At 46.1% G+C, this 13307-nt stretch carries 14 protein-coding genes; all 14 read left to right on the top strand.

Annotated features, from left to right (window positions below; genetic code table 11):
* The first annotated feature begins 11 nt into the window (after window positions 1–11).
* The 14 genes from ispG (at window position 12) to ADA42_RS12600 (ending at window position 13286) form a co-directional block, all read left to right on the top strand.
* On the top strand, window positions 12–1127 hold the full coding sequence (gene ispG / locus ADA42_RS12665) for a flavodoxin-dependent (E)-4-hydroxy-3-methylbut-2-enyl-diphosphate synthase (protein WP_004932923.1): 1116 nt from the start codon (window positions 12–14) through the stop codon (window positions 1125–1127).
* Entirely contained in the window at window positions 1124–2416 is a 1293-nt protein-coding gene (gene hisS / locus ADA42_RS12660; protein ID WP_004943667.1) for a histidine--tRNA ligase, read from the top strand. Before ispG ends, hisS begins: the two co-directional genes overlap by 4 nt.
* A gap of 31 nt (window positions 2417–2447) precedes the next feature.
* Window positions 2448–3149: a YfgM family protein gene (locus ADA42_RS12655; RefSeq protein WP_004932928.1), complete on the top strand. Its 702-nt coding sequence runs from the start codon at window positions 2448–2450 to the stop codon at window positions 3147–3149.
* Complete coding sequence (gene bamB, locus ADA42_RS12650; RefSeq protein WP_004932930.1) at window positions 3149–4303, top strand: outer membrane protein assembly factor BamB; 1155 nt, start codon at window positions 3149–3151, stop codon at window positions 4301–4303. Before ADA42_RS12655 ends, bamB begins: the two co-directional genes overlap by 1 nt.
* Before the next feature lie 186 nt (window positions 4304–4489).
* Window positions 4490–5899 carry a ribosome biogenesis GTPase Der gene (gene der, locus ADA42_RS12645; protein ID WP_025095396.1) on the top strand — a complete coding sequence of 470 codons (1410 nt, stop codon included), beginning with the start codon at window positions 4490–4492 and terminating at the stop codon, window positions 5897–5899.
* Window positions 5900–6059: 160 nt separating this feature from the next.
* Window positions 6060–6674 carry a beta-ketoacyl synthase chain length factor gene (locus tag ADA42_RS12640; protein ID WP_004943662.1) on the top strand — a complete coding sequence of 205 codons (615 nt, stop codon included), beginning with the start codon at window positions 6060–6062 and terminating at the stop codon, window positions 6672–6674.
* Window positions 6647–6967, top strand: coding sequence for a hypothetical protein (locus ADA42_RS12635; RefSeq protein WP_004943660.1), 321 nt, complete (start codon window positions 6647–6649; stop codon window positions 6965–6967). The genes ADA42_RS12640 and ADA42_RS12635 overlap by 28 nt, the downstream gene beginning before the upstream one ends.
* Before the next feature lie 67 nt (window positions 6968–7034).
* The gene (locus ADA42_RS12630) at window positions 7035–7295 is read left to right on the top strand and encodes a phosphopantetheine-binding protein (RefSeq protein ID WP_004932939.1); all 261 of its coding nucleotides are present in this window, start codon (window positions 7035–7037) and stop codon (window positions 7293–7295) included.
* 117 nt (window positions 7296–7412) lie between these two features.
* Entirely contained in the window at window positions 7413–7967 is a 555-nt protein-coding gene (locus tag ADA42_RS12625) for a septation protein IspZ (protein ID WP_004943656.1), read from the top strand.
* Window positions 7960–9630: an AMP-binding protein gene (locus ADA42_RS12620; RefSeq protein WP_004943653.1), complete on the top strand. Its 1671-nt coding sequence runs from the start codon at window positions 7960–7962 to the stop codon at window positions 9628–9630. Before ADA42_RS12625 ends, ADA42_RS12620 begins: the two co-directional genes overlap by 8 nt.
* A 1-nt stretch (window position 9631) precedes the next feature.
* Window positions 9632–10369 carry a glycosyltransferase family 2 protein gene (locus ADA42_RS12615; RefSeq protein WP_004932947.1) on the top strand — a complete coding sequence of 246 codons (738 nt, stop codon included), beginning with the start codon at window positions 9632–9634 and terminating at the stop codon, window positions 10367–10369.
* A gap of 2 nt (window positions 10370–10371) precedes the next feature.
* Window positions 10372–11295 carry a hypothetical protein gene (locus ADA42_RS12610; RefSeq protein ID WP_004943651.1) on the top strand — a complete coding sequence of 308 codons (924 nt, stop codon included), beginning with the start codon at window positions 10372–10374 and terminating at the stop codon, window positions 11293–11295.
* Window positions 11296–11320: 25 nt separating this feature from the next.
* Complete coding sequence (locus ADA42_RS12605; RefSeq protein ID WP_171063905.1) at window positions 11321–12868, top strand: HAL/PAL/TAL family ammonia-lyase; 1548 nt, start codon at window positions 11321–11323, stop codon at window positions 12866–12868.
* Window positions 12858–13286: an acyl-CoA thioesterase gene (locus tag ADA42_RS12600; RefSeq protein ID WP_004932955.1), complete on the top strand. Its 429-nt coding sequence runs from the start codon at window positions 12858–12860 to the stop codon at window positions 13284–13286. Before ADA42_RS12605 ends, ADA42_RS12600 begins: the two co-directional genes overlap by 11 nt.
* Window positions 13287–13307 lie beyond the last annotated feature (21 nt).

The following is a 13307-nucleotide window of genomic DNA, read 5'->3' as shown; positions in this document are numbered from 1 at the left end:
AGCACCCAACGATGATCGAAAATCCTATAAAACGCCGTCCGACCCGTAAAATTCGTGTTGGCTCTGTCTATGTCGGTGGCGATGCGCCTATCAGTATTCAAAGCATGACCAACACAGAAACCTGTGATGTCGATGCAACTGTTGCACAAATTCAACGATGTGCAGATGCGGGTGTTGATATTATGCGTGTCTCTGTGCCTTCTATGGAGGCTGCTGAAGCGTTTGGTCAAATCCGTAAACGTGTTTCAGTGCCATTAGTGGCGGATATTCATTTTGATCACAAAATTGCCTTGGCTGTGGCTGATTACGGAGCAGACTGCTTGCGTATCAACCCAGGCAATATCGGCTCTGATCAAAAAGTGCGTGAAGTGGTGGCCGCGGCTCGTCATCATGATATTTCGATCCGTATTGGTGTCAATGCTGGCTCGCTAGAAAAAGATTTGCAAAAAAAGTATGGCGAACCGACAGGTGCAGCCTTGCTTGAATCGGCCATGCGTCATATCGATATTTTAGATCGTTTGAACTTTCATGAGTTTAAAGTCAGTGTGAAAGCATCGAATGTATTTTTAACCATGGATGCTTATCGCTTGCTTTCGCAGCAGATTGATAATCCACTGCATTTGGGTGTAACCGAAGCTGGGATTTATCGTACAGGCACGGTCAAATCTGCGATTGCACTCGGTGGCTTGCTGATGGAAGGCATTGGCGATACTATGCGTATCTCCTTGGCAGCTGAGCCAGAAGATGAAGTTAAAATCGGCTTTGATATTCTCAAATCACTCGGTTTGCGTTCAAACGGGATTAACTTTATTGCGTGTCCAAGCTGTTCTCGTCAAGAGTTTGATGTGATCAAGGTCATGCAATCGCTTGAAGAGCGCTTAGAAGATGTTCGTACCCCAATGGATCTGTCGGTGATTGGGTGTAAGGTAAATGGTCCGGGTGAGGCGAAGGAAGCTGATATCGGTGTTGTGGGTGCTTCTCCTCGTTCATTGGTCTATCGTAACGGTGAAAAAAGTCACCTGATCGATACGGACCAGTTGGTTGATGAAATCGAATCAATGGTTCGTCAGCGTGTGAAAGAGATCGAAGAAGCTAAATCTAAAGAAATTATTCGTAGTTCATCATGAGTTCAATTGTCGCAATTAAAGGTTTTAATGACGTTCTTCCTGCTCAAACGCCAGCATGGAGACGTCTTGAACAGCATCTCGCTTCTTTGATGGATGCATACGGTTACCAACAGATTCGCTTGCCGATTGTTGAACAAACAGGCTTATTCAAGCGTGCAATTGGTGATGCAACGGATATTGTCGAAAAGGAAATGTATACCTTTCTCGATAAAGGAACACCACCAGAATCTTTAACACTGCGTCCTGAAGGTACTGCAGGTTGTGTACGTGCCATGCTCGAACACAACTTACTGCGTGGCGCCACTCCGCGTGTTTGGTATGTTGGACCTATGTTTCGCTACGAAAAACCACAGAAGGGACGTTATCGTCAATTTCATCAGTTCGGTGTAGAAACCTTTGGGGTGGCAACGCCAGACATCGATGCCGAACTGATCATGATGACGGCACGTTTGTGGAAACGCATGGGTGTATCCGATAAAGTTCAACTTGAGCTCAACACCTTGGGTGAAATGGATGAGCGTGCTGAATATCGAGCTGCATTGGTCGATTTTTTAAATCAGCACAAAGATGCACTTGATGAAGATTCTCAGCGTCGTTTGGGCACCAATCCGCTACGTATTTTAGATTCGAAAATTGAATCGACTCAAAAGATCTTGGAAAATGCACCGAAGTTGCATGATTTTCTTAAAGAAGAAAGTTTGGCTCATTTCCAGCAATTGCAAGATTATCTGACTCAGGCGGGCGTATCGTTTGTCATTAACCAAAAACTGGTTCGTGGTCTCGATTACTACAACAAAACAGTATTTGAATGGACCACAACGTTATTGGGTTCACAAGGGACGGTATGTGCAGGCGGTCGTTATGATGGTCTGGTCGGGCAACTCAAAGGTAAGGCGGATCAATCTGTGCCTGCGGTAGGTTTTGCCATGGGCATGGAGCGACTTTTACTCTTGCTTGAACAAGTTGAACAGGTTCAAGCCGTGCGTGATTGTGATGTCTTTTTAGTGGCCGAACCAGCCTATCAAGGCAAGGCACTGGTGCTGGCAGAACAGGTGCGTGATCAGCTCGAGCAGCTCAACCATCCGCTTCGAATTAAAACCGGTTCTCAGGGCAGTATGAAGAGTCAAATGAAAAAAGCCGACCAATCTGGTGCGCGCTTTGCTGTGATTCTTGGAGAACGAGAGTGGACTGCACAGGAGCTTGCGATTAAAGAGTTGGCAACTGCAGAACAGTCTCAGGTTGCGCTCTCGGCGCTTGTACCATTTTTAATTGAAAAAATTGCAAATTAAGCTGAAGATTTGAAGGATAAAGGACACACGCATGAGCGCATTAAGTGAAGAAGAACAACTCGATAACTTGAAGTCGTTCAGTAAAAAATATGGTTCAGCTCTTATTATCGGGATCCTTATTGCGCTCATTGCCTTTTTGGGTTGGCAGTATTGGCAAAAGAAAACCTTGGCTGAAAACCAGACTCGTACCGCAAAAGTTCAGCAACTGATGGATCAGGCGCAAGCGGCTGAATCGAATCCAGATGCACTCAATAATCTTTATGCAGCAGCAGACAAGATTGTCAAAGATGCACCAGATTCAATTCAAGCGATTCAAGTTGAATTCATGCTGGCTAAAATTGCCTACGACAAAGGTGATTATGCAGGCGCCGAAAAATCGCTGAAAAAAATCGAGACTACAAAAATAAATGATGAAGGGCTTGTGCAACTCATCAAATTACGTTTATCTAATGCGCAACTTGCGCAAAAGAAGTATGATGAGGCGTTAAAAACGCTATCATCTGTTACCGATCCAGCATTCAAAGCCACAGCTGAAGAAGCTCGCGGCGATGTCTACGTTGCAAAAAATGATATCGCTTCTGCTCGCAAGGCGTATCAAAGTGCATGGGATGTTTTGCTAGAACGTAAACAAGAGCGTCAAATTTTACAAATTAAACTCGAAAGTGTAGGCGTTTTAGTAGATGATCCTGAGATCGAGCGCCCGATTCTAGACACACAGGTGGATGAGTCTTAATGGATATAAAGTATAAATTTCCGTTTGCATTAATGATTGTATCAGCCGCCTTAGTCGGTTGTTCAACCAACAAGTTAAAAAAGGAAGAGGCCAAGCCGAATCCTTTGCCTAAACTTGCACAGACGCAAACGCAAGCGCTCGTACCTGTTTTTTCTCAACGTGTGTCATCAATGCCTAAGGCAGATCCTTTGCGTCTTCAGCTTGATAATGTCAATGGAGTCATTTTTGTACCAGATCCGAAAGGTAAAGTTTCGGCATATCGTGGTAAAGATCGCCTCTGGACTACACGTGTGACCAAGCATCGTTTGACTGCGGGTACGGTCGCAGGTGAAGGTATTGTCGTGGTCGGGACTGCAAAAGGTGAACTTTTCGCGCTTGATCAGCAAACGGGTGAGCAAAAGTGGAAAGTACAGCTTAGTGGTGCTGTGCTTAGTCCGTCTCTGATTTATCAAGGACGCGTCACCACCATCGCCAATGATGGTACAGTGTTTGCACACGATGCTGCCACAGGTCAGCAGGTCTGGACCTACAAAATGCCAAGCATTCAATTTAGTTTGCGCGGCCAGCCATCACCTGTCATGCTCGACGACCGTACAGTTGTTGCAGCCAGTGCCAACGGCTATGTTTATGGTATTGACGTCATCAGCGGTATTCCACGTTTTCAGCGCCGCGTTGCTGTAAGTGAAGGACGTTCTGACGTACAGCGCCTGATCGACATCGATGGTGATCCGGTCGTTTCTGGCCAATATTTGGTGACGGTGAGTTATCAAGGTCAAGTAACGGTTACCGACCTCACTAATTTGAGTGTGGTATGGAATCAGGACTCAAGCAGTAACAAGCGCCCGGCTGTCTATGACAACAAAGTGTTTATTTCGCAAAGTGACGGTAAACTCAGTGCCTTTGATTTAGGTACAGGTTCGAAGCTCTGGGAAAGTGATGTATTGCTCAATCGTCAGTTAAGTAATCCTGTTATGCTCGGAAAAGACTTGGTGGTGGGTGATCTAGATGGCGTGATCCATTTGATCAATCCAAATTCTGGTCAGCTCATCGGGCGTGCCAAAACACGTGGAGAAGTCAGTTCGCTGCGTGTAGTAGACGGTCATTTATATACCTCTACCGCAAAAGGTGCCTTAACCATCTGGGAAGTACGTTAATTTTTCCTCAGCTTGTGTTAAACTAGCCGCTCGGCGAAACGCTTATCAAATTCATCGGGGTATTTTGAATACTAAACCATTCAAAACCCCGTATTTTTATTTGGGCCTCTGGCCTTTTGTCTTCCTTATTTATCGTTTCTGATGCAGATGCCATGAGAGATGGCAGATCTTGAAAAAGGTTACTCTATGAAACCCGTTATTGCGCTCATTGGTCGTCCGAATGTCGGAAAATCAACATTGTTTAACCAGATTACCAAGAGTCGTGATGCACTCGTGGCTGATTTTGCAGGGCTTACCCGTGACCGTAAATATGGTGATGCGGTTTACCAAAATAAATCATTTATTGTTGTCGATACCGGTGGTATTGGTGAGGGTGAGGCGGGCATTGATGCCTACATGGCTGAACAATCCAAAACAGCCATTCATGAAGCAGACATCATCATTTTTGTGGTCGATGCCCGTGCAGGTCTGTTGGCATCGGATGAGCAAATCGCACGTGAAATCCGTAGTTTAGGTAAAAAAGTCTACCTTGTAGCCAACAAAGTAGACGGAGTACATGCAGAAGCCGCTGTGGTTGAGTTTTACAAACTTGGCTTTGGTGAGCCGTTACATGTGGCGGCCAGCCATGGTCGTGGCGTGGCACAAATGCTTGAAGATGTACTGGTAGATGTGCCTGAAGATGAAAATCCTGAAGAACACGACAAAGCCACAGGCTTGCGTTTGGCGATTATTGGTCGCCCGAATGTGGGTAAATCGACCTTGGTCAATCGCCTGTTAGGTGAAGAGCGTGTAGTGGCATTTGACCAGCCAGGCACAACGCGTGACTCGATTTATATTCCATTTGAGCGTGATGGACGTCAATATACGCTGATCGACACTGCGGGTGTGCGTCGTAAGGGTAAAGTCGATGAAATGATTGAGAAATTCTCGGTCGTTAAGACGCTACAAGCCATGAAAGATGCGCATGTGGTTGTGGTGGTGGTCGATGCGCGTGAAGGCATTGTCGAGCAAGACTTGCACTTGATCGGTTATGCGCTTGAAGCTGGACGTGCCATGGTGATTGCCATTAATAAATGGGATAACATGACCGAGTATGACCGCAAGCAATGTAAGCTTGATGTCGAGCGCCGTTTTGACTTTATTCCATGGGCAAAAATTCACTTGATCTCTGCTTTACATGGCACAGGTGTTGGTGAGCTGTATCCATCAATTCACCGTGCTTACGAGTCGGCAAATCTGAAAGTTTCACCAGCCAAACTGACCCAGATTTTGAATGATGCCACCGAAGCGCATCAACCTCCAATGGTGAGCGGTCGTCGTATCAAGATGCGTTATGCGCATATGGGCGGACAAAATCCACCAACGATTGTGATTCACGGAAACAAGGTTGATAAAACACCAGCGGATTATCGCCGTTACCTCGAAAATGTATTCCGTAAAGTATACAAGCTTGAGGGTACACCTGTTCGCATCGACTTTAAAACCTCTGAAAACCCATTTGAAGGGCGTAAATCGCAAGTCGATGAACGTGTGGCTGCTCGTCGTCGTCGTTATGTACAGAAGTTCAAGAAAGCCGAGAAGAAATTTAAGCGTTAATTGCTCAATCGAGAAACCCCGAACATGTTCGGGGTTTTTTATTGCGTGTTTGTGTGGATGCATCCTCATGCATCGCCTTTAGCGTTTGTTTTTACTGAATTGACTAATGCTATAATTCGTGCGGTTTCAACACAATAATGAAAATAGGCTGAAATTTTACATGCTCAAACTTCATCTTTCTTCTTTACGACATTGTTATGCTGGTGAGGGGCTAAGTGCTTTAGAATCTGTACCCGCCATGCAGCGTCGGAGACTTTCGGCATTGGCCAAGCTGGCCTTAAATGTGGCCATCGAGACCGTGAATGAGCAAGCAATCGACTATATTGTCTGGGCCTCATGTTATGGCGATGAAACCAAAACCTATGGCATCTTAAAAGATGTGTTGACCGACCAGACCCCATCACCCACGCAGTTTTCAACATCGGTTCATAATGCCATTGGCGGCCTATATTCGATTTTATGTCAAGATGACACTATTTCGACGAGCTTAAGCTGCTCATGGTCGAAAGCCATGATTGAAGCCTACGCCATTTTAAAAACACAACCACAGGTAAAACGCGTTATGGTGGTGTTTTACGAAGAGCCATTGCCAGAGATTTACGATGATAAAGTGACATTTGACGCCTTTGCCATGTCGGCAGTGGTCAGCTTGGAGGCGCCAAATTTATCGCTTGAAGGATTAATCTCTTCGCAGGAAATAGAAGCACTTGGCTTTTATGCGTTTTGGAATGCATCGGAACAACACGCATGGCGCGGCTGGCACAAGCTGAAGTAGTAGCATTTATCTCGATGGTGCAGCGTGTTGGCCTGATTACATTTCTGATGCAAGATCTCATCAATTTATTCATGATTGTGTTCCACGTTTATCGCACAATATTCCCGAACGTTTCACGGATGATGGCAAATTGTGACGCATCAAAACTGCATCGCAGTACACGCGAATCGATAAATGCAGGCTATAATGGTGCGACGTGGGCCTGTCAATTTAACAAAAATGCAAGAAGGTCGCGTGATGGGTTGAACATTCTCGATCAACAAGACAGTTTTCAACTTTTTTCGCTGGTTTAAGTGTCGCATTTAGATGTGTTTACGCTTTCAATCGGTATCGGTCAGATTTTTGGTATGAGTGATTTACATGAGCAATCTTGCGAATGAATTAAAACAAATGATCATTGATGTATTGGCATTGGAAGATATTCAAGCCGCTGACATTGATGATACTGCACCGCTTTTTGGTGAAGGCTTGGGGCTCGATTCTATTGATGCCTTGGAGCTGGGTTTGGCCCTTAAAAAACGCTACAACATTCATTTGAATGCTGAATCGGATGAAACCAAACAGCATTTTCGTTCGATCCAGAGCTTGGTGGCTTTGGTTGAAAGTCAGCAAAAAGCCTGACGGATATGAGTGATACGCACGGGGCGACTGCATGATGGTGATAAACATTCATGCTGGTGACATTGGTCGATATCGAAGTGGACTCATCCACAAATATGAAATAGGAATCGCCCATCCATGCAAAAATTAATGCAGGTGTTGATTGCCCTTATGTTTGTGGCCTATCCCTTTTTGGTGGGCTGGAGTCTGGCCCGGGGCAGCTTTATGGCAGTCAGTATTATGCTGATTGCGCTTGGTTTACTACGTTTACTGGTCAAAAGTAGCGCTTTTTTATGGCCTCTCAGTCTATTTACTGTGGTGTGTGGTGCCATGAGCGTCTTGTTTAATGACCATATGTGGCTAAAAGTCTATCCTGTATTGACCAGTCTGGGGGCCTTTGCCATTTTTGCATCGACCTTGTGGCGCCCACCTTCCATGATTGAACGTTTTGCCCGAATCATGCAGCCTGACTTGCCAGCCTCGGGCGTACAGTGGACGCGTCGAGTGACCTTTGTATGGTGTGGTTTTTTTATTCTCAATGCGGCCATTTCATGGTGGACCATTGTGTATGCATCCACCGAAATCTGGGTACTTTATAATGGTTTTATTTCCTATGTCCTCATGGGAATTTTATTAATTGGCGAATTTATTTTAAGAAAACGCCACCAGCGTTTGCAGCACAATAATGAATGATCTTTTAAGCCAGCGTATAGCGTCAACTTTGCCTCTGGCCTTTAACCGAGACTTACACCCCATATCATTTGCCGATTTCTGGCAGGATGTGGCTGAGCAAGCCGCCTGGATTGCCCAGCGGATCGAGCCTGTTTGGGCGCTCTGGGAACAAGACAGCTATGACTTTCTGGTGCTTTTCTTTGCCGCTTTGCAGGCTGGAAAACATTTACGTTTGCCGCCACACAAAGTGGCGCAGCTTGAACAGCAATTTAAAGCTGAATCGATTTATTTTTTAAGTCGTCAGGAAGTTGACCGTACTCTTGCGCCGCTCGTATTGGATGTTCGTCCGAATTTTGCTGCTCGGGCTCAAATTGATTTTTATACCTCGGGTTCGACCGGAGAGCCAAAGCTCATTGCACGAACGCTCGAGCAATTGCTGCTTGAGGTAATCGGGCTTCATGCAACATTTGCAATTTCGCCTACGGCCGTCAGCTTGGCAACAGTTAGCCATCAGCATATTTATGGCCTGCTGTTTAAAGTACTTTGGCCCTTGGTCGGTGGACGAAGTTTCTATGCGCCGCAATTGACATTTCCTGAAGAAATCCTTGCTGTTCAGAATGCTTTTGCTGCGCAGGGAATCGCGAATATATTGATTTCAAGCCCTGCATTGCTCAAGCGATGGCCTGCAGATCACACCTTGAGTCGTAACGAGATCGTCTTTTCATCGGGAGGCAAACTCGATGATGGTGTGCGTGCACAGGTCGATTTTACGATTACTGAAATTCTGGGGAGTTCTGAAACCGGTGGGATTGCCTTTCGGGATCAGGATTTGCACCCATGGCGGGCATTTGAAGATGTTCAGATTCGTATCGATCAGCAACATTTAATGGTGCAAACCGCGCATGCGCATACCGATGACTGGATCATCACGGGTGATTTAGCCGTATGGGCAGATTCGGATCATTTGGGGCATGGCTTTCATTTGGGCGGACGTGCCGACCGATTGATTAAACTTGAAGAGAAACGTCTGAGTTTAGATGCCATTGAGCAGACGATTGCCACATTACCATGGGTCAAGCAGTGCCATGCATTATTGATCGATCGTCAGCAGCGTCAGTTGCTGGCCTGTATTGTGGTGTTGCATGACGAAGCACATCAACAGTTGAGCACCGAAGGCAAGCAGCACTGGGTGGTAAAAATTAAACAGGCATTGCAAGAGGCGCTGGAGCCTATTGCAATTCCACGTTTGTGGCGCTTTTTAACAGAGCTGCCAAACAATACGCAGTCCAAGCTCGATCATCGGTATTTAAAGCGGCTTTTTGAGCCGATGCAGCAGCCCGTGATGCTTCAGCGCCTATCATGCGATGAGGCTTGGCGTTATCGGCTGGAATTTGTGCCAGAACTGGAATGCTTTAAAGGGCATTTTCCAAATCAACCCGTTTATCCGGGCGTGGCCTTAATTGGCTGTGCCGAAGCCTTTGCTCGGGAGATTTGGCCAGATTTGGTGTGGTGCAATGGTTATGAACAAGTGAAATTTCAGCAGGCAATTTTGCCATATTCTATTGTTGAGTTAACGCTGATACGTAAGGCCAACAAGATCAGCTATACATTTGCTCAAGATCAAACCAGCATGGCCACTGGACGTTTAAGCTTTATCGAAACAGATTTGGGTCAGGATGTTTAACATGACGAATTATGGTTTTATTGTTCCTGTGTTTAATCATCCGCACCATTTGGATCAGCTCGTGGCCACGCTTGATCAATTCGATTTGCAGATCATTTTGATTAATGACGGCAGTGATGCCCATTGTACCCAAAAGATGCGTGAGCTGGATCAGAAATACATCAAGGTTCATCTGCTCGAGCATCCATATAATCAGGGCAAAGGGCAGGCCGTCATCACAGGCCTGATCTATGCCGATCAGTTGGGCCTGACCCATGCCTTACAAATCGATTGCGATGGCCAACACCACTGGGATGATATTGAAAAATTTCTGACGGTCTCGCAGCAATATCCCGATCGCGTGATTATCGGGCAGCCTATATTTGATGACTCCATCCCGAAAGAACGTTTGTATGGACGTTATCTGACGCATATTTTGGTCTGGATTCAAAGTTTATCGTTTGAGATTAAAGACAGTATGTGTGGTTTTCGCGTTTATCCGCTGGCACCCACCCTTAAACTGATTCAAGCAAGCAAGTTCCAACCGCGTATGGGCTTCGATACCGAAATTTTAGTACGTCTCAAATGGGAAAATCTGCATTTTATTAATGTACCAACGCCAGTGATTTATCCTGATGATGGAATCTCGCACTATCATTTGTTGCGTGACAATATTGGGGTGACGCAGGCACATATTCGCTTGGTGGGCGGTATGCTCAAGCGCTTACCACGATTGTTGAAACAAAAAATTAAGGGCTAAATATGCAGCAGCCGACACAAGATTGGAGCAAAATCCGAGAGCGTGGCAGTTCAAGCCTGCTGATGGTCGTGCTGTATTTTTATCGCTTGGGCGGGCGCTGGCTCTGCCGCAAATTGATGCTTATCGTGATCGCGTGGTACTGGCTGTTTGCGGTGACTGCACGTCAGGCATCGCTGGCTTATTTAAGGCAATTACACCAGTTTGCTGATGCGCGTTCGCCCTTTATTTCGGCGCCTTCATGGCTACACAGCTACCGTCATTTTATGAATTTCGGCGAATGTATTTTAGATAAAATGGAAGGCTGGCTGGGCGATGTTTCCGAACAAAAATTAAAGCTATTTGGTGATCAGCATTTTCGTGAAGCCTACCAAAAAGGCACCTTAATGGTGGTGTCTCACTTTGGTAATATCGAATTATTTCGAGCCATTAAAGCGGAGCATCCGCAGAAAGTCACGATTTTGGTGTATCAAAAAAATGCCACTGAATTTAATCGCTTTTTAAAACGTCTCAATGATCAGGTCGATGTCAATCTAATTTCAGTCGATGAACTTGGGCTTGAAACCGCCATTTTACTTGAAGAAAAACTCAAACAAGGGGAATGGGTGATTATTGCGGCAGATCGAACGCCTGTAGATTCAGATCGCGTTCAGCATCTTGCATTTTTAGGGCGTGAAGCCACATGGCCACAAGGCGCTTGGATACTGGCCAGCTTACTCAAGGTACCGGTTTTAGCCGTGTTTTGTTATCGACATCAGCAGCAGTTTGAAGTACATGTGCATAAGATTGCTGATGTCGTCAATTTACCTCGAAAAGATCGTCTGCACGCCATGCAACAGGTCACAGGGCGCTATGTTGCATTATTAGAGCAGCATTGCCTACGCGCACCGTATCAATGGTTTAACTTTTATCATTTTTGGAACAAATAATTTGAAGATCGCAGCCAGCACACCCATTACCGTTGGACTACAGCCACTTCAGATTGAAGACGTGGTTCAGGTTGCACATGCGGGGGCCATGGTGGCCTTGCCGAACGATGCCGAGTGGCGCGGGCGTATCCAGCGTGGAGCAGACTTTCTGGATGACTTGCTGCAACGAGATGGTGTTATCTATGGTGTGACCACAGGTTATGGTGATTCTTGCTTGGTCAATGTGCCTGCACATCAGGTGCATGAGTTGCCGCTACATTTGTCACGCTTTCACGGCTGCGGACTAGGGCAAAATCTGGATCTGGTGAGTGCCCGTGCGGTGGTCTTGGTGCGCTTATGCTCATTGGCACGCGGCTTTTCGGGCGTATCACTAACGCTGCTTGAACGTCTCACATGGATGCTCAATGAAAATATTATTCCAGTTATTCCCTCGGAAGGCTCGGTAGGCGCAAGTGGTGATCTGACACCGCTGTCTTATATTGCTGCAACCCTGATTGGCGAACGTGAAGTCTATTATCAGGGTGAAATCGTGCCTGTGGCCGATGTGTATCGTGCAAAAGGCATACAGCCGTTGGTGTTACGCCCTAAAGAGGGGTTGGCACTGATGAACGGAACGGCGGTCATGACCGCGCTGGCCTGTCTGAATTATATGCGTGCAGCACAATTGAGTACGGCGGCGACTTTAGTCACTGCACTGAATGTGGTCGCACTCGACGGTAATCCTAGCCATTTTGATGAAGTTTTATTTGCTCAAAAACCGCATCCGGGTCAGCAAAAAATCGCGGCACAATTGCGTACGTGGCTTAACGAGGCGGCTCAAACAGCGGCGCAAAGTCCGCGTCTGCAAGATCGTTACTCGCTACGTTGTGCGCCTCATGTGATTGGTGTATTTGAAGATTCAAAAGTCTGGCTACGTCAATTTATCGAAAATGAACTCAATTCAAGCAATGACAATCCGTTGATTGATCCCGATCAGTTACGGGTCTTGCACGGCGGTCATTTCTATGGCGGGCATATTGCACAGGCCATGGACAGCATGAAAATCATGGTGGCCAATCTGGCCGATTTGATGGATCGTCAGCTGGCGCAATTGGTCGATCATAAAATGAATCACGGCCTACCGCGTAATCTAACGGGTGCCACAGCAGAGCGTTTGCCGCTCAATCATGGCTTTAAAGCGGTTCAGATTGCCGTATCTGCTTGGACTGCAGAAGCCCTAAAACATACATTGTCGGCTTCAATTTTTTCTCGTTCTACCGAATGTCATAACCAAGATAAAGTCAGTATGGGCACCATTGCCGCCCGAGATGCAAGCCGTGTGATTGCATTAACCGAGCAGGTGATGGCAGCGCTGTGCTGTGCCAGTGTACAAGCACTGCATTTAAAAGGACGTTCGGCTCAGATTAGCCCTGTATTGGGCTCATTTCGCGATTGGACCTTAGCCTCATTTGATTTACTCATTGAAGACCGACCATTGCAAACCGAACTGCAACAGATTGTTGATCGTTTCGCCAACTTTGAATTGTCCAATACATCTTGGATGCAGCAACAGGAGCAGCAATATGCAGGCTGAGGTTATCATTGAAGTGCCTTTTCACGATGTGGATGCCATGAATGTGGTCTGGCACGGCTATTATTTGAAATACTTCGAAATTGCGCGCTGTAAATTGTTGGATCAATTTGATTATAACTATCGGCAAATGCAAGCCTCGGGCTATCTCTGGCCAGTGATTGAAAGTCATGTCAAATATGTGCAAGGCATTCAGTTTCAGCAAAAAATTCGGGTTCGCGCCATTTTAAAAGAATGGGAGACTCGTTTGAAAATCGAGTATGTGATCTTCGACAATGAAACAGGTCAACGTCTAACCAAAGGCTATACGACACAAGTGGCAGTGGATATCCAGAGCAAAGCCATGTGTTTTCAGTCGCCCAAAATCTTGTTCGAGCGTTTGAATGCATGGGCCGACTTCCATCCTTTAAAGGAGTCATAAGCATGAGTACACAGCATTTTG

The organism is Acinetobacter sp. 243_ASPC (assembly GCF_001054715.1).
In the GTDB taxonomy this organism is placed as follows: domain Bacteria; phylum Pseudomonadota; class Gammaproteobacteria; order Pseudomonadales; family Moraxellaceae; genus Acinetobacter; species Acinetobacter soli.
Note: the sequence above shows the minus strand (reverse complement) of the source record. Positions and strands in the feature narration are given on the sequence as shown.